13 protein-coding genes and 1 pseudogene are annotated in these 17176 nt (G+C 45.4%); 8 read left to right on the top strand and 6 right to left on the bottom strand.

All coding sequences use genetic code 11. The features are described from left to right. Nucleotides 1–52: 52 nt before the first annotated feature. Genes rhaT through rhaB form a run of 3 tightly spaced genes read right to left on the bottom strand, consistent with a single transcriptional unit; the run spans nucleotide 53 to nucleotide 3839 of the window. Entirely contained in the window at nucleotides 53–1072 is a 1020-nt protein-coding gene (gene rhaT, locus NXV01_RS07555; protein ID WP_148363928.1) for an L-rhamnose/proton symporter RhaT, read from the bottom strand. Between the two features lie 3 nt (nucleotides 1073–1075). Continuing rightward, nucleotides 1076–2332 carry an L-rhamnose isomerase gene (locus NXV01_RS07550; protein ID WP_004299875.1) on the bottom strand — a complete coding sequence of 419 codons (1257 nt, stop codon included), beginning with the start codon at nucleotides 2330–2332 and terminating at the stop codon, nucleotides 1076–1078. A gap of 46 nt (nucleotides 2333–2378) precedes the next feature. Further along, nucleotides 2379–3839: a rhamnulokinase gene (gene rhaB / locus NXV01_RS07545; protein ID WP_259022105.1), complete on the bottom strand. Its 1461-nt coding sequence runs from the start codon at nucleotides 3837–3839 to the stop codon at nucleotides 2379–2381. Nucleotides 3840–4074: 235 nt separating this feature from the next. On the opposite strand from rhaB, the gene NXV01_RS07540 reads away from it, so the two are divergent. The 8 genes and pseudogenes from NXV01_RS07540 (at nucleotide 4075) to NXV01_RS07510 (ending at nucleotide 11765) form a co-directional block, all read left to right on the top strand. Further along, a complete protein-coding gene (locus NXV01_RS07540) occupies nucleotides 4075–4548 on the top strand; it encodes an arginine repressor (RefSeq protein ID WP_004299854.1) in 474 nt (157 codons plus the stop codon). A gap of 27 nt (nucleotides 4549–4575) precedes the next feature. Further along, a pseudogene (locus NXV01_RS26010) lies at nucleotides 4576–4890 on the top strand (GNAT family N-acetyltransferase); the annotation flags it as partial. Nucleotides 4891–5166: 276 nt separating this feature from the next. After that, nucleotides 5167–6375 (top strand): argininosuccinate synthase, encoded by a 1209-nt coding sequence (locus tag NXV01_RS07535; protein WP_004310468.1) that lies wholly within the window; start codon nucleotides 5167–5169, stop codon nucleotides 6373–6375. Continuing rightward, a complete protein-coding gene (gene argC / locus NXV01_RS07530; RefSeq protein ID WP_259022104.1) occupies nucleotides 6372–7340 on the top strand; it encodes an N-acetyl-gamma-glutamyl-phosphate reductase in 969 nt (322 codons plus the stop codon). The genes NXV01_RS07535 and argC overlap by 4 nt, the downstream gene beginning before the upstream one ends. A 14-nt stretch (nucleotides 7341–7354) precedes the next feature. Next, nucleotides 7355–8476, top strand: coding sequence for an aspartate aminotransferase family protein (locus NXV01_RS07525; protein ID WP_195649292.1), 1122 nt, complete (start codon nucleotides 7355–7357; stop codon nucleotides 8474–8476). A gap of 136 nt (nucleotides 8477–8612) precedes the next feature. Continuing rightward, on the top strand, nucleotides 8613–9386 hold the full coding sequence (gene proC, locus NXV01_RS07520) for a pyrroline-5-carboxylate reductase (RefSeq protein ID WP_148363933.1): 774 nt from the start codon (nucleotides 8613–8615) through the stop codon (nucleotides 9384–9386). 161 nt (nucleotides 9387–9547) lie between these two features. Further along, nucleotides 9548–10102, top strand: a complete 555-nt coding sequence (locus NXV01_RS07515) for a helix-turn-helix domain-containing protein (protein ID WP_148363934.1) — start codon at nucleotides 9548–9550, stop codon at nucleotides 10100–10102. 7 nt (nucleotides 10103–10109) lie between these two features. Continuing rightward, the gene (locus NXV01_RS07510) at nucleotides 10110–11765 is read left to right on the top strand and encodes an AMP-binding protein (protein WP_195649293.1); all 1656 of its coding nucleotides are present in this window, start codon (nucleotides 10110–10112) and stop codon (nucleotides 11763–11765) included. A 90-nt stretch (nucleotides 11766–11855) separates the two neighbouring features. Here the strand turns inward: NXV01_RS07510 and NXV01_RS07505 are convergent, their stop codons facing one another. From NXV01_RS07505 to NXV01_RS07495, 3 genes are read right to left on the bottom strand one after another with little or no spacing between them, the layout of a single operon-like run. Then, nucleotides 11856–14378 carry a zinc-dependent metalloprotease gene (locus tag NXV01_RS07505; protein WP_148363936.1) on the bottom strand — a complete coding sequence of 841 codons (2523 nt, stop codon included), beginning with the start codon at nucleotides 14376–14378 and terminating at the stop codon, nucleotides 11856–11858. A gap of 28 nt (nucleotides 14379–14406) precedes the next feature. Next, entirely contained in the window at nucleotides 14407–15534 is a 1128-nt protein-coding gene (locus NXV01_RS07500; protein ID WP_259022102.1) for a thioredoxin family protein, read from the bottom strand. A gap of 21 nt (nucleotides 15535–15555) precedes the next feature. Continuing rightward, entirely contained in the window at nucleotides 15556–17175 is a 1620-nt protein-coding gene (locus tag NXV01_RS07495) for a PKD-like family lipoprotein (RefSeq protein WP_259022100.1), read from the bottom strand. Nucleotide 17176: the final 1 nt, after the last annotated feature.

Genomic DNA, 17176 nt, shown 5'->3' with positions numbered 1-17176 from the left:
GTCGCAAGTTATAAAAAAACTGTGTAATCCGTGTAATCCGTGCCTGATTTTTTTAAAACAAATTTGGGAACACTAATGAGAAGATAAGTACGATCAGACCAGCTATCAGCACAGTTATGGTCTTGTTTGACACACCTTTCCATTCTTTCAGAATAATTCCCCAAACATTACTAAATGTGACATTCAATGCCATCAAAATACACCAGGAGAAAGCCAGCAATACCGGACTTTCCGTAAGGAAACTCTTACCCATTTCCAGTCCGAAGAACTGCATGTACCATAGTACACCAGCCAACGCACAGAAAACTAAATTATTGCCCCATACTTTTCCTTTAGCATAGTCACCCATCGATTTATTCGCTACATTCTGCTGCAGGCAGTAAACTGCATTTGTCAGGAATCCCCCCAATGTAACTAGAAAGATCACCGGAAGTCCGGCATAAAGCCCTTCTACTCCACCGGCTAAGGCAGCTTCCTTGATAGGTGTTCCCGCATCCAGTCCCAAAGCAAAACAAGCACTCATGACACCGGCTAGAAGTGCCACCAGCAAACCTTTTGTCAATGCGAAGTCCTTTACGGCAGCACGTTTTTCTTCTTCACTCATGTTTTGTGCACGCAAGCTACCGGCATACCCGATAACGGCAATACCCGCCAATGTGATGCAAACACCCAACAGAAGAATCAACCCGTTACCTTCAAACAAGTTTGTACCTGCAAAAAGAGCCGGAAGAAGAGTTCCGAAACCGGCACAAGTACCCAATGAGATACTCTGTCCCAGCGCAACCCCCAGATAACGCATGGAAAGTCCGAAAGTCAAACCGCCTACTCCCCACAGGATACCATAAAAGATGCTCATTCCAGCACCTCCCGCTCCCCACAAGTCGAACAAACTACTTTCCTGGGGTACCCCCAGTAGTGAACCCAGGAACGGGAACACTAACCAGGCAAATACACCTTGTATTAACCAGAAGCTTTCCCAGCTCCATTCCTTTACCTTTTTAATAGGCACATAAGAACTGGACTGGCAAAAGCTACCGATGGCTATAATCAATAAGCCGATTAAAATATCCATAACTTATCGTTTAGAAGTTACTTCGGCTTCGTACTTTTCGATTTCTGCGATGAAATCTTCACCTACAGGAACATTATTCTTCAAACAGAACATATCCCAAACTGCATTCCAAGGCAGCGCTTTTTCTTCTTCGAGCAGAGCCAGACGCTGGAATCCCTGTCCGTTTGCTTCGTATTCACGCAACTTCGCAATCGGTTCGAGCAAAGCACGAGTCATACATTTCTGTGCTGCACGGCTACCAATCACATAAGCGCCAATACGGTTGATAGATGCGTCGAAATAGTCAAGACCATAATGTACACGGTCCAAAGCACCGCAACGAACGATTTCGCTGAACAGTTCCATAGTCGGGTCATCCATGATAGTTACGTGGTCTGAATCCCAACGAACCGGACGGCTTACGTGCAACATCAATTCAGGAACATAAAGCAACAATGAAGATACTTTATCAGCTACACTTTCTGTCGGGTGGAAGTGACCGGTATCCAACGTAATCATCTTATTGCGAGAAGCACCGTAACCGATATAGAAGTCGTTAGAACCTACCGTGTAGCTTTCCAGACCGATACCGAACACCTTAGATTCGATACAATCCTTCATATTCTTATATTCGGTAGCGAAAATCTGATCCAAAGAATCTTTCAACAACGCACGATATTTCATACGGTTTACAGTGATATCCTTGCTTCCGTCATGCACCCAAAGGTTCATGATACATGGATCGCCCTGTGCCTTACCCATTTCTTCTGCAACTGCACGACAACGTTTGGTATGTTCAATCCAGAACTGACGGATACCTTCATCAGGATTAGAAAGTGACAAGTCACCTGATTTCGGATGAGAGAAAGAAGTAGAGTTGAAGTCAAGTTTCATGTTATGTTCTTTACCCCATTCTATCCAACTCTTGAAATGTTCCGGTTCCACTTGGTCACGGTCTACCACCTTACCTTGGAAATCTCCATAGATTTCATGCAAGTTCAAACGATGAGTACCCGGGATATAAGAAGCAGCTTTCAAGATGTCAGCACGCAGTTCATCAATGTTACGAGCTTTGCCCGGATAATTACCGGTTGCCTGGATACCTCCGGTCAATGAACCGGCCTGTACTTCAAATCCTGCAACGTCATCAGCCTGCCAGCAGTGAAGTGACAGATGAAAATCCTGCATAGTTTTCAATACTTTTTCGGTGTCTACACCTACTGCTGCATAACGTTCCACAGCAATTTCATACGCTTTCTGAATCAGTTCTTCTTTTTTCATGATATTCTATTAGTTTTAAAAATGATTATTCTGTCGGTTGTTCCATTTATTTCCGAACACAGTTCTTAAAATGGATATAAGCCGTATCCCAAGCTTCCGTGTCTTGCGGTTGATAAGTCTTCAACGGGATAGAACGGTTAATTAACTGGCGCATACCGGCAACATCCGTTGCTTCGCCTGCTGCCATGGCCTGAATCATCACATTACCGATGGCTGTCGCTTCAGACGGGCCGGCTACCACAGGAATGCCTATTGCATTGGCAGTAAACTGGTTCAGCAAATCATTCCGGCTACCTCCGCCAATCACGTGCAATGTATCAATCGGACGGGGAGAAAGTGAACGCAAATTCTCCAACACCTGGCGATAACGCAAAGCCAGACTTTCAAAGATGCAACGCACCACTTGTCCGCGTTTCTCAGGAACCGACTGTCCGGTAGCCCGGCAATATTCAGCAATGGCTTTTTCCATATCCGCAGGATTCGCGAAACAATCATCATCCGGATTAATCAGACTACGGAATGGTTCACAAGCATCCGCCTCACTGATTAATTCAGGATAACTTGTATCTCCCCAATTCAGACGGCAACGTTCCAGCAGCCACATTCCACAAATATTCTTCAACAGACGAATGGTTCCTTCCACACCGCCTTCATTGGTAAAGTTCAACGCTTCCGTTTCGGCATTAATCACCGGAGCATCCGTTTCAACTCCCATCAGCGACCAGGTTCCGCTACTCAAATAAGCAAAATTGCGATCCAATGCCGGAACGGCAGCAACAGCAGAACCGGTATCGTGTCCGGCTACAGCAATCACAGGAATCGTCCCCAGTCCGGTAATCTTTTGCACTTCTTCCGTCAATACTCCCACCTTTTCACCCGGAAATACAAAACGGCCGAAATTCTTCTCACTCAATCCTACCGCCTTCAGCAACTCCGGCTCCAAACGTCGTGTTTGTGCATTCACCAGCTGGGCTGTCGAAGCAATCGTATATTCCGTCACCATCTCTCCAGTGAGCATATAGCTCAACGCATCCGGCATAAACAGAATTTTATCTGCCGCCTCCAATGCGCTGTCGTGATTGCGCCGTAAAGTATCTAATTGGAAAAGTGAATTAAAATTCATAATCTGAATACCCGTTTTGCCATACACTTCGCTACGGGAGATACGGGAGAAAAGAGCCTCCGGTGCTCCTACCGTATGCGGGTCACGATATGCATAAGGTTGACGGAGCAAGTTACCGTCTTTTCCGACACATACAAAATCCACTCCCCAAGTATCGATGCCGATAGAAGCAATGGATTCGCCACGGTGAGCAACCAACTTCAATCCGTCAATAATGTGACGATATAATGCATAAATATCCCAATAGAAATGTCCACCCACTTCAATCAGGTGGTTAGGAAAACGATTAATCTCTTCCAGATTTAATCCGCCTTCAATGAAAGTTCCCAAGATTGTACGACCGCTCGTTGCGCCCAGGTCGACTGCAAAAAAGTTTTGTTTCATGGTATTCTGTCTATATGTTTAAGGTATACATTTACCTACATGGCAAAGATAGGCGATTCCCTCCTCCCTTTCCTTATGTATTTTGATTGAAAGGGTATACATTTTGACACAAAACAGAAAAACAGGCTCTCATCGTTTAGCATATTTTTCACTTTTATGCAAAAAAACTTTGGTTTTATGCATATTTTCTCCGAAATAATGCATACTTTTGCGCCATTCTTAGAATAATTATACAATGAAGAAGAAAGCAAATCGGTTAGACGCCATCAAAATGATTATCTCAAGCAAGGAGGTCGGTTCGCAGGAAGAACTGCTGCAAGAGCTGAACCGCGAAGGCTTCGAACTGACACAGGCCACCCTCTCCCGCGACTTGAAACAACTGAAAGTAGCCAAGGCTGCCAGTATGAACGGAAAGTACGTATATGTACTGCCGAACAACATTATGTATAAACGTTCTACCGACCAGAGTGCCGGTGAAATGTTACGCAACAACGGATTTATCTCTTTGCAGTTTTCCGGTAACATTGCCGTTATCCGCACCCGTCCCGGTTATGCCAGCAGCATGGCTTATGACATCGACAACAATGAATTCAGTGAAATCCTGGGAACCATTGCCGGTGATGACACGATTATGCTGGTATTGCGTGAAGGAGTTGCAACCAGCAAGATACGCCAGCTTTTGTCACTCATCATTCCCAATATCGAATAATTATACCTATTATTATATCATAAAGAAATGGACACTCAACAAATAGATGTTATGGTAGCCGACGCCTCACATGAGGTTTACGTTGACACTATTTTGGAAACTATCAGAAATGCTGCCGCCGTACGAGGAACAGGAATTGCGGAACGCACACACGAATACGTAGCGACAAAGATGAAAGAAGGTAAGGCGATTATTGCTCTTTGCGGTGACACTTTCGCCGGATTCACCTATATCGAATCATGGGGAAACAAGCAGTACGTAGCTACTTCCGGTCTGATCGTTCATCCCGATTTTCGTGGATTAGGGCTGGCAAAGCGTATTAAGCAAGCTTCTTTCCAACTCGCACGTCTCCGATGGCCGAAAGCAAAAATATTCAGCCTGACCTCCGGAGCAGCAGTCATGAAGATGAACACCGAACTGGGTTACGTACCTGTCACTTTCAATGAACTGACAGACGATGAAGCTTTCTGGAAAGGATGCGAAGGATGTATCAACCATGACATTCTGGTAGCGAAGAACCGTAAGTTCTGCATCTGCACAGCCATGCTGTACGATCCGACAGACCCGCGGAACATAAAAAAGAACAAGAAAGAAATAACATTTAAAAGATACAGCACTATGGAAGAAAAGAAGAAAAAAGTAGTGGTGGCATTCAGCGGCGGACTGGACACATCGTTCACCGTCATGTACCTCGCCAAAGAAAAAGGTTACGAAGTATATGCAGCTTGTGCCAATACGGGTGGTTTCAGTGAAGAACAACTGAAGACAAACGAAGAAAATGCTTATAAACTGGGAGCAGTGAAATACGTAACACTGGACGTTACCCAAGAATACTACGAAAAGAGTCTGAAATACATGGTTTTCGGAAATGTGCTGCGCAACGGTACTTATCCTATTTCAGTCAGTTCCGAACGTATCTTCCAGGCATTGGCTATCGCACGCTATGCCAACGAGATTGGTGCAGACGCCATCGCACACGGTTCTACCGGAGCCGGTAACGACCAGATCCGTTTCGATATGACTTTCCTCGTACTGGCTCCCAATGTGGAAATCATCACATTGACCCGTGACATGGCATTGAGCCGTCAGGAAGAAATTGATTATCTGAACAAGCATGGTTTCAGCGCAGACTTTACTAAGCTGAAATACTCTTATAACGTTGGTTTGTGGGGTACTTCTATCTGTGGCGGCGAAATTCTCGACTCCGCGCAAGGACTCCCGGAAACAGCCTACCTCAAACATGTTGAAAAAGAAGGTAGCGAACAGCTCCGCCTGACTTTTGAAAAAGGGGAACTGAAAGCTGTCAACGACGAGAAGTTTGACGACCCGATCAAAGCTATCCAGAAAGTGGAAGAGATTGGTGCAGCATACGGTATCGGTCGTGATATGCACGTAGGCGATACAATTATCGGTATCAAAGGCCGTGTAGGATTCGAAGCAGCTGCCCCGATGTTGATTATCGGCGCTCACCGTTTCCTTGAAAAATATACATTGAGCAAATGGCAACAATACTGGAAAGACCAAGTAGCTAACTGGTACGGTATGTTCCTCCACGAAAGTCAATATCTGGAACCGGTCATGCGTGACATCGAAGCCATGTTGCAGGAAAGCCAGCGCAATGTGAACGGTACAGCGATCCTCGAACTTCGCCCGCTTTCTTTCTCTACCGTAGGTGTAGAATCGGAAGATGATCTGGTGAAGACTAAATTCGGAGAATACGGTGAAATGCAGAAAGGCTGGACAGCCGAAGATGCAAAAGGCTTTATCAAAGTGACCTCCACTCCGCTCCGCGTTTACTATAATAACCACAAAGACGAAGAGATATGATTAAAGCAGGAATCATTGGTGGCGCAGGATATACAGCAGGCGAATTAATCCGTCTGCTGCTCAACCATCCGGAAACTGAAATCGTATTTATCAACAGCAGCAGTAATGCCGGAAACAAAATTACCGACGTACACGAAGGCTTGTATGGAGAAACAGATTTAAGATTCACCGACCAGTTACCTTTGGACGAAATCGACGTTCTTTTCTTCTGTACCGCCCACGGCGACACAAAGAAATTCATGGAAAGCCACAACATACCGGAAGACCTGAAGATTATCGACCTCTCCATGGACTACCGTATCAAAAGCGATGACCATGACTTTATCTACGGTCTGCCGGAACTGAACCGCCGGGCCACTTGCACGGCGAAGCACGTAGCCAATCCCGGTTGTTTTGCAACCTGCATACAACTTGGTTTGCTTCCGCTCGCCAAGAACCTGATGCTGACGGATGATGTGATGGTAAATGCCATTACAGGAAGTACGGGCGCCGGAGTGAAACCGGGTGCTACCAGTCATTTCAGTTGGAGAAACAACAATATGAGTGTGTACAAAGCATTCGAACACCAACACGTTCCGGAAATCAAGCAATCGCTGAAGCAACTGCAAAACAGCTTCGATGTAGATATTGACTTCATTCCATACCGTGGAGACTTCCCTCGTGGTATCTTTGCAACGCTGGTAGTCAAGACCAAAGTAGCACAGGAAGAAATCGTTCGTATGTATGAGGAATATTATGCCAAAGACTCCTTCGTACACATCGTAGATAAGAATATTGACTTAAAACAAGTCGTTAATACTAATAAATGCCTGATACATCTGGAAAAGCATGGCGACAAGCTATTGATTATCTCTTGTATCGACAACTTGCTGAAAGGCGCCAGCGGACAAGCCGTTCATAACATGAACCTGATGTTCAACCTGGAAGAAACCATAGGACTACGTTTGAAGCCTTCAGCTTTCTAAAAAACAGAAGAATTATGAATTTATTCGATGTATATCCTTTATACAATATCAACATTGTCAAAGGTGATGGCTGCAAGGTATGGGATGAGAACGGAATAGAATATCTGGATCTCTACGGAGGTCACGCCGTTATCTCCATCGGACACGCGCATCCCCACTATGTAGCGATGATCAGCAATCAAGTATCAAAACTTGGTTTCTACTCGAACTCCGTCATCAATAAGCTTCAACAAGAGGTAGCCGAACGACTGGGAAAGATTTCCGGTTACGAAGACTACAGCCTGTTTCTGATTAACAGTGGTGCCGAAGCAAACGAAAATGCCATGAAGCTGGCATCTTTCCACAACGGACGTACCAAAATCGTATCTTTCAGCAAAGCGTTTCACGGACGTACGTCTCTTGCAGTAGAAGCAACTCACAATCCTTCCATTATCGCTCCTATCAACAATAACGGTCATGTCACCTACCTTCCGCTCAACGACATTGACGCGATGAAGCAGGAATTGTCTAAAGGAGACACCTGTGCTGTTATCATTGAAGGAATTCAAGGTGTAGGCGGTATCAAAATACCGACCACCGAATTTATGCAGGAACTCCGCAAAACTTGTAGCGAGACGGGAACCATCCTGATTCTGGATGAGATTCAGAGCGGATACGGACGTAGCGGCAAATTCTTCGCTCATCAATATAACGATATCAAACCGGACATCATCACTGTAGCCAAAGGAATCGGTAACGGCTTCCCGATGGCAGGTGTCCTAATCAGCCCGATGTTCAAACCGGTATACGGTCAGCTGGGAACTACCTTCGGTGGGAACCATCTGGCATGTGCGGCAGCTCTCGCCGTGATGGATGTCATTGAACAGGAAAATCTGGTAGAGAATGCAAAAGCTGTAGGTGACTATTTACTGGAAGAACTAAAGAAATTCCCGCAAATTAAGGAAGTGCGCGGACGCGGACTCATGATCGGACTTGAATTTGAAGAACCAATCAAGGAACTGCGCAGCCGACTCATTTACGACGAGCACGTATTCACCGGAGCAAGCGGCACGAATGTACTTCGCCTGTTGCCCCCTCTTTGTCTTAGCATGGAGGAAGCAAAAGAGTTCCTTGCCCGGTTCAAGAAAGTACTCTAACCGCTCATTTGATTAATAAACAGCCAACGATAAAAGCAGCCTCTATTAGAAATTTAGTTCTTATTCTGGCTGCTTTTTGTTTTTTCGTAATTAACCGTTACCTTTGTCTGTAACAACTCATTAAAAACAAGCGTATATGAAAATAGCCATTATCGGTGCAGGAAACATGGGCGGTTCAATAGCCCGTGGCCTGGCAAAAGGAAGTCTGATAGACGATTCGGATATCATTGTATCCAATCCCAGTGCCGGAAAACTAGAGAAACTGAAGAATGAATTTCCGGGTATCTCTATCACGAACAATAATGCGGAAGCTGCCGCAGGAGCAGATATTGTCATCCTCGCCGTCAAACCGTGGTTTATGGAACCTGTGATGCGCGAATTGAAACTGAAAAGCAAACAGATACTAATTTCTGTAGCCGCCGGCATCAGCTTTGAAGAATTGGCTCATTGTGTCGTTGCACCGGAAATGCCGATGTTCCGTCTGATTCCGAATACCGCTATCAGCGAACTGGAAAGCATGACGCTTGTCGCTGCCCGCAACACGAATGATGAACAAGACAAATTCGTCCTCCGGCTATTCAGCGAGATGGGAACAGTGATGCTGATTCCCGAAGATAAAATAGCGGCAGCCACTGCATTGGCATCCTGCGGTATCGCTTACGTTCTGAAATACATTCAGGCAGCCATGCAAGCCGGAATTGAAATGGGACTCCGTCCTAAAGATGCCATGCAGATGATAGCCCAATCCTTAAAAGGAGCGGCCGCACTGATTCAGAACAATGACACCCACCCCAGCGTAGAAATCGACAAGGTGACTACTCCGGGCGGAATCACCATCAAGGGAATCAACGAACTGGAGCATAACGGCTTCACTTCCGCTATCATCCGAGCGATGAAAGCGTCGAAATAACAATAAGACTGTCAGTAAGTTCAGGCACGGATTACACGGATTACGCTGTTGCTTTATACAATTATAATACTAAAAACCGTGAAATCCGTGTAATCCGTGCCTGAATAAAATGAAATCATTTCGCAAAATTACTATAACTAATCACTTATAACTTCAACAATATGAATGACCAAATTAAACAGATAGCAGAACGCCTTCGCGGACTACGTGATGTACTCGAATTGACTTCTGAAGACATTGCCCGCGACAGCGACATTTCTGCTGAGGAATACCGGCTTGCGGAAACTGGAGAGTACGATATCTCCGTCAGTATGTTACAAAAAATAGCCCGTACGTACAATGTAGCTCTCGACGCCCTGATGTTTGGCGAAGAGCCTAAAATGAGCAGCTACTTTGTGACCCGTGCCGGCAAAGGTGTCAGCATCGAACGTACCAAAGCTTATAAATACCAATCGCTGGCTTCAGGATTCATGAACCGTACCGCCGACCCGTTCATCGTTACCGTTGAACCGAAAGCAATCGACGAGCCGATCCATTATAACAAACATAACGGACAGGAATTCAACCTTGTCATCGAAGGACGTATGCTTATCAACATCGAAGGCAAAGAAATCATCCTCAACCAAGGCGACAGCATTTATTTTAACTCTAAACTTCCACATGGCATGAAAGCGCTCGATGGCAAAACGGTACGTTTTCTGGCAGTAATTATGTAATAACATCATGGTAGAAAGATTTTTATCACAGACCTCTTTCAGTTCACAAGAGGACTTTATCAAAAACTTAAAAATAAACGTTCCGGAGAATTTCAACTTCGGCTACGACGTAGTAGATACCTGGGCTGCCGAACAACCCGACAAGAACGCTTTGCTTTGGACAAATGACAAAGGCGAAAGCCGCCAGTTCTCATTTGCCGATATGAAACGCTATACAGACATGACCGCTTCTTACTTCCAGAGTCTGGGTATCGGCCGTGGCGACATGGTGATGCTGATTCTGAAACGGCGTTATGAGTTCTGGTATAGCACCATCGCCCTACACAAACTGGGAGCAACCGTCATTCCGGCTACCCACCTGCTGACTAAAAAGGATATTATCTACCGCTGCAATGCTGCCGATATCAAAATGATTGTAGCTGCCGGTGAAGGAATCATCCTGCAACATATCATAGATGCTCTTCCCGAATGTCCTACTGTAGAAAAGTTAATCAGTGTCGGTCCGGATATTCCGGAAGGTTTCGAGGACTTCCATCAGGGTATCGAACATGCCGCCCCGTTTGTACGTCCCCGCCATGCGAACACTAACGACGACATCTCACTGATGTATTTTACTTCCGGCACTACCGGTGAGCCTAAGATGGTGGCACACGACTTCACTTATCCGCTAGGACATATCGTTACCGGTAGCTTCTGGCATAATCTGGATGAGAACAGCCTTCACCTCACCATTGCCGATACCGGCTGGGGGAAAGCGGTATGGGGCAAACTTTACGGACAATGGATTGCCGGAGCCAATATCTTCGTCTACGACCACGAGAAGTTTACCCCGGCAGCTATTCTTGAAAAAATCCAGGAATATCATGTCACTTCCCTTTGTGCACCTCCTACCATCTTCCGTTTCCTGATTCACGAAGACCTGACGAAGTTCGATTTATCTTCACTCAAATACTGCACCATTGCCGGAGAAGCATTGAACCCTGCCGTATTTGAAACGTTCAAGAAATTGACTGGTATCAAACTGATGGAAGGTTTCGGACAAACGGAAACAACCCTTACCATCGCTACCATGCCGTGGATGGAACCGAAACCGGGAAGCATGGGACTGCCGAATCCTCAATATGATGTAGACCTGATCGACCATGAAGGTCGCTCTGTTGAAGCCGGTGAGCAGGGACAAATTGTAATCCGCACCAGCAAAGGCAAACCTCTCGGACTTTTCAAAGAATACTACCGGGATGCGGAACGCACTCACGAAGCTTGGCACGACGGTATTTATTATACCGGTGATGTTGCCTGGAAAGACGAAGACGGATACCTGTGGTTTGTCGGTCGCGCAGATGACGTTATCAAGAGCTCCGGTTACCGCATCGGCCCATTCGAAGTGGAAAGTGCATTGATGACTCATCCGGCTGTTGTGGAATGTGCCATCACCGGAGTACCCGATGAGATTCGCGGTCAGGTAGTAAAAGCTACGATTGTTCTATCTAAAGATTATAAAGCACGTGCCGGCGAAGAACTGATTAAGGAGTTACAGAATCATGTGAAGAAAGTGACTGCTCCTTATAAATATCCGCGTGTGATTGAGTTCGTGGAAGAACTTCCGAAGACGATCAGCGGCAAGATTCGCCGGGTAGAGATTCGCGAGAATGACAACAAGTAAGTAGAAAATAGTTTCTAATCAATAAGAAAGCGATATTATATGAACTGTAATATCGCTTTCTCAGTTTAAAGAGAATGATCCCTCATCCGCCTATTTTTTCATCAAGCGTTCGATATATTGTATCTGGAAACGATAAAAATCACGGCTTTCCTGATTGCCTACGGAACTATTCGCCTTATAGAGCTGAAGTATTTTCTGCAATTGCCCGAAAGAGGAAGATTGCAACAACTTCTGATTCAAAGGAGGAATGACAGGCATACGCATGGTGGCTGACTGTTCCTCGGATGCGGCGGAACAGCAGCAGCGCCATTTCTCCGAATAGAATGAATCGGCCAATCCGATTCGAAGTCCCCCCATGGGTGGTTGTATAAATCCCGCATTGGTAGCCAGTGCTTCGATGGCTGCCGCCTGCATTTTCATCTCAGTATAATTGAGTGCCTGTCCGGCAATGGTAGATTGGAATATAGTACGATAGACGTCATCCAAATAAGACGTGAGTGTATAGTTGTTCTTTGCGTCTACTACGCCTCCTTCATAAATACGTTGCAACCGACGGGCATCGTAAAGTGTTGCCGCACCTCCTTGAATCAGACCGTCGGCACCATTCAAGTCAAATCCGAAGCGGATTATTTTCTCCGGTATAATCAGCCAATTGTTTGCTTCCCGCAGTTGGCTGACAACCCATTTCATGGATGCGGACTGTTGACTTTTGGGTACGAATACACGTACGCCGTCTTTTTCTCCTACACGATTGTAAGTATATACAACTCCTCCCACATACCCCAGTGTATGTCCCAAATAATTAGAATACTGTCCGACAATGCTAGCAAAGTAATCTTTTAAATCCTGATAAGTATCTCCCTTCACGCCCATCCAGTCTTCCAAGTTCTTATAGACGATTTTCAGATTGCTGATACCATAATCACCCGCCTTTATCGGGTCATTGCCTAAGTCTTCCGTTTGGGCGGTCGGGTCTTCAATAATCCCCATTTGCTGTAATCCGAATTGGTACATCGGGTCACCGGCTTTCTCTTCAATCCATTTGGCTAGAACCTTAGATTGCTCTTTGGGAGTCTTATTGCCCGGAATAAGGCGATATCCCCAATTGATGGCATATATGTCATACACTCCTAAAATAGGAGGCGTCAGTCTCACGCCTTTCTCAAAGTCGCCGGGTTGGGCAACGTAGTTGTTGCGGGCATAGTCCATGATGCTGGGAGTCGTACCGTATTTCTGTGTGAAAGCCGGATCGCGCAATTTCTCCACGGGGTAGGAATGACTAGCTCCCATGTTGTGGAGCAAACCTAACGTATGTCCTATTTCATGAGAGATGACATAACGCAGTGATTCGCACATTACATCGTCAGGAAACACATTGGCACGTACCCGTTTATCTACGGCACCGGTTTGTACAAACCGCCAGTTGTGTACAAGTTGGATGACATTGTGATACCAAATGACATCGGCTGTAAGGATCTCTCCCGAACGGGGGTCTACGTAACTGGGGCCCATCGCGTTCGGTATCGCGTATGTGGCATATTTCACACAACTATAGCGCATATCATCCGGATCGAAGTTAGGGTCGTTCGGATACATCTTGGCTTGGACGGCATTTTTAAATCCGGCAGCTTCAAAGGCAGTGTTCCAGTCTAAGATACCTTGTATGATTGTTTCACGCCATTTTTGAGGGAATGCTGTATCTACATAAAATACGATGGGTTTTATGGGCTCTACCAGCTCTCCACGGAAATAGGCTTCCCTGTCTTTAGGTTCCAGCCTCCAGCGATGGATAAAATTATAGGTGGTTACTTTATCTTCCTGGGTGTCGAACAGGTTACGGAATGAATGGAAATATCCCACACGATTGTCCTGAAAGCGCTGTTCCATCAGCGTATCCGGCAATTGGAGTATCGAGCGGTTGAGCATCAGCGTGATGCACTGGCCGTTTTGATTGTTGCGGAGATTCATTTGTGTGCGTACTTCCATATTGGACGGAAACAGTTTGACTCCTTTGATAATGGAAGCGTCCGGTGCAAAGGAGTAGGACTTGCGTATACCGTCGTGTATGGGAGAGATGATGCGTTGGTCGGTGGTGAAGAAATCGGTAACATCAATCGTCAAGTTCCCTTGATATTTGCTTTTCACTTTGAAGGCAGCTACCACGGGATTGGTAAAGTTCTTATGGAACGATGGAAGTACAGGGTCCCCTTCCGGCACAGCGAATACAAGTTGGCGCTGATGTATGTACACATTGATGCTGTCAGTAGAGAAATAAAAGCAAAGTGGTTCACACTGCATTTGTCCCGCCACTCCTACCCCAGTATTACTGGTCTCCGCCAATCGGGTAGCCAACAGATAATCATGCTTAAAGGCTTCGGAACCGAGTTCCAGCAGAAGCTTTCCCTCTTTGGTATAAGCGCAGAGCATGCCTTCCTGCCTTTTCATGCCCTCTATCAGTTTGTCATATTCCGTTTTTTTAGGGTCGGCGGGAGGCGTTACGGCTTCTGTTTTACCTTTTTTCTTTTTGGTCGTTTTCTTGTCAGACTTAGGTCCGGCAAATACAAGCATGGGGATGCAAAATGCCGCCAATGACACTAGTAGTAATTTTCTCATACGATATACTTTCTTTTAAGTTTGAATATTATTTCTTTGGATTGAAGCTTGCCAGTAGTTGTTCATAGTATGCTATGTATCGGTAGTTTTCCGCCGTCGTATTTTTGCGAATCTCGGAAAGGCGTTTCTTCACCCAGCCCGTTATCATTTTTCGGGTGGCGGAGGTGATTGTTCCGTTTCCTATGCGTGAAGCCCAGTTATAAAGAATCCCATCCGAGACGTCTTGTTTGCGGATTGCTTCGTTGCAAATTTGCGCATATTTGTTCCAGTCTCTTTGGTATTCCGCCACCAGCAGATGGTTGCGCAACATTATTTCGTCTCCTTTGAAGAGTGGGAAGCGGGTCATCTCTTCGAAATAGCGGTTTAACCCTTCTTCATCAATCTTATATACAGAGCCTTCCTGTTTGAAGAAGTCGCTTGCATGTGCCGACCACACTTGATACAACTTATCGTCTAACTGTTGCGGATCATACTGGGCTTTAAATTCGTCCTGATGTTCCTGCACGTAGCGGAAAAGAGGATGAAACGGTTCGCGGATATAGCGGAAGAAAAGGTCGTAAAGACCTTTGCTCTCCAACAATTCCTTCTCTTTCCCTTCCAGCAGCTCCAATGCAAGTTGCATAGCCTCTTTACGTTTCATGTGTTCATCGAGAGTCACAATATACTGCACCATAAATTCTTCACTGCGTTCCCCTCCCTCATACTTCGTTTGCAGGACTTCCAGCGTTTTGCCGGATAGGGTGCGTTCCGTACGTTCTATAAATTCGTCGGCTGTACAACCGCCCACGGCGGAATTCATCAACGTCCCCTCTTTGGTCAGATAGAGAAAAGTAGGAAAGGCTTTTACGCTGAACTTTTGGGCAAGTTCCGGTCCCTCTCCTTTTTCCATGTCTATCTTGGCGCATACGAAGCGCCCGTTCAGATAGTCTCCCAACTTCTTCTGGGTGAAAACCTGGCTTACCATCATTTTACATGGTCCGCACCAAGCGGTGTAGCAATCTACCAGAATCGGTTTGTTGGCAGCCTGCGCTTGCGTCAGCAGGGATTGCCATGCGGGATTGTCGAGGAAAGAAACCCCTTCTCCTTGCTGGGCGTACGTGATGGTAGTCCAGCAAGCAAGTAATGTTACTATGATATGCTTTAACAGTCGGTTCATAATTCTTTTGATAAATCAATATTAGTAGGGATATCCCATGAATGGACCGGAATCATTTCCCGGATATTTTGGTGCAAGATATACGGCGCGTTTCAGTTTACCGGTTCCGCTAATCGTTTTTACCGGTTCCCCATCGGGAGAACCACCTAACATATTATATAAATATAATTGATAGCTATCCCCCGTTTGAGTTCCTATTGCAAGGTATCTGAAACTGTCTCCATACCTGTCTTGATTGAATTGTTCCCAATAGATTGTTTCTGCATATACAATTTCTTCACCTGCAGGAATGCCTTCCGGCTTTAATTCCCATTCAGCCTCTTTCTCTATCTCTTCTATCGATTTCTTAGGATCTTGTTGATAATTTAACGAATAGGCATAAAGTTTTCCACCATCTACACAGTAGGCTATAGATGCCCAACGAGCATTGTAAGAACGATAAGTCGCTTTGGCGAAATGCATATCGGGATTCACGGTGAGCATGGTATCCGGAGTGCAATTACTCCAATTGGCTGTCATGCGGTAGAAAATCTTATCGCCGGTAGATGTTTCATTAAACAAGAAAAAGAGTTTGGTATCATAGTTAATGTAAGTCTGTCCGGCAGAAACACATTCATAATTGGTCAGGTTTTCTACTGCAACTTCTTGATATGCATTCTTTTTTGGACTAGGAGTCTTTATACCTCCATTCATGTCTATACGATAAATCGTATGGTTCTTTTCATTCCAGAAGACAGTTTCGTATGTTCCGGTTTTTACCACAAAGGGACTGGCGCCCGCCGGTTCTTCCGGATGACTGAATTTACCAATAGGCATGGGTTTTGCAGTGGCGTCGCCGCAAGCGGTAATGTATGCTCCCTTGCTGGAAAGATAGAGATTTTTAAAAGTGGTGTTCACACTTGTATAAGGAACCTCGTCTATTCCATCCGATGCATAAAACATGGTTTTCTCATCATGTACTACCGCTAAATCCGGTGCACGCAGAAAGCGTACTTTTCTGTCATCAGTAATGACACACAATGAATGGTCGTAAGACGCTTTGTTAGTCTCCGGATCAATGTACGCATGATTATATACGACCGACAAGCTTTTAGGCTTTCCGCTTACCGGTGCTTGGTGCAGTCGAGTAAAGACATTGTCTATCTTTTCATTCGAAGGGGACAGGAAATCCAATTCCGTGTTTCCGTTCACTTCTTTCAGTATATAGAATCCCTCTGTATAACGGGTAGATACATTCAGTGATGTACGTTGGTAGGCCACACAGCCATTGCTTAGGGATTTAACCCGAAGCACAATGGTGTAGTCGCCTACCCCCAAATTGACAGGATAGGACAGATTCTCATCTTCACTGATAAGGACTTCTTCGTAATGGTTTCCATCATTATCTGTAGATGCATTCTCCTTCGATTTTTCATATAAGAACCAATGGTATTCCAAGTCTTTTTTGGGATAGTCACTTTTGATAACGGGATTGATCTGTAGTACTTCACCATTATCGGACATGGCTGAATATTTCTCTTTTATCCCGCTGATGGAAATGTTTCCCACTTCAACGGAAGCCTCCTCGCTATTGTCGCTATAGCAGGCAGAGAGTATCGCCATCATTATAATCATGTATGTTATAAAGTAATGCCTTTTCATA

Source organism: Bacteroides sp. BFG-606, assembly GCF_024788145.1.
In the GTDB taxonomy this organism is placed as follows: domain Bacteria; phylum Bacteroidota; class Bacteroidia; order Bacteroidales; family Bacteroidaceae; genus Bacteroides; species Bacteroides vicugnae.
Note: the sequence above shows the minus strand (reverse complement) of the source record. Positions and strands in the feature narration are given on the sequence as shown.

Excerpts from the sequence above, each read along its gene's own strand:
- rhaT (WP_148363928.1), bottom strand. The coding sequence starts at position 1,072 with ATGGATATTTTAATCGGCTTATTGATTATAGCCATCGGTAGCTTTTGC.
- NXV01_RS07515 (WP_148363934.1), top strand. The coding sequence starts at position 9,548 with ATGAATGACCAAATTAAACAGATAGCAGAACGCCTTCGCGGACTACGT.
- NXV01_RS07535 (WP_004310468.1), top strand. The coding sequence starts at position 5,167 with ATGGAAGAAAAGAAGAAAAAAGTAGTGGTGGCATTCAGCGGCGGACTG.
- NXV01_RS07550 (WP_004299875.1), bottom strand. The coding sequence starts at position 2,332 with ATGAAAAAAGAAGAACTGATTCAGAAAGCGTATGAAATTGCTGTGGAA.
- NXV01_RS07540 (WP_004299854.1), top strand. The coding sequence starts at position 4,075 with ATGAAGAAGAAAGCAAATCGGTTAGACGCCATCAAAATGATTATCTCA.
- NXV01_RS07495 (WP_259022100.1), bottom strand. The coding sequence starts at position 17,175 with ATGAAAAGGCATTACTTTATAACATACATGATTATAATGATGGCGATA.
- proC (WP_148363933.1), top strand. The coding sequence starts at position 8,613 with ATGAAAATAGCCATTATCGGTGCAGGAAACATGGGCGGTTCAATAGCC.
- argC (WP_259022104.1), top strand. The coding sequence starts at position 6,372 with ATGATTAAAGCAGGAATCATTGGTGGCGCAGGATATACAGCAGGCGAA.
- NXV01_RS07510 (WP_195649293.1), top strand. The coding sequence starts at position 10,110 with ATGGTAGAAAGATTTTTATCACAGACCTCTTTCAGTTCACAAGAGGAC.
- NXV01_RS07500 (WP_259022102.1), bottom strand. The coding sequence starts at position 15,534 with ATGAACCGACTGTTAAAGCATATCATAGTAACATTACTTGCTTGCTGG.
- rhaB (WP_259022105.1), bottom strand. The coding sequence starts at position 3,839 with ATGAAACAAAACTTTTTTGCAGTCGACCTGGGCGCAACGAGCGGTCGT.
- NXV01_RS07505 (WP_148363936.1), bottom strand. The coding sequence starts at position 14,378 with ATGAGAAAATTACTACTAGTGTCATTGGCGGCATTTTGCATCCCCATG.
- NXV01_RS07525 (WP_195649292.1), top strand. The coding sequence starts at position 7,355 with ATGAATTTATTCGATGTATATCCTTTATACAATATCAACATTGTCAAA.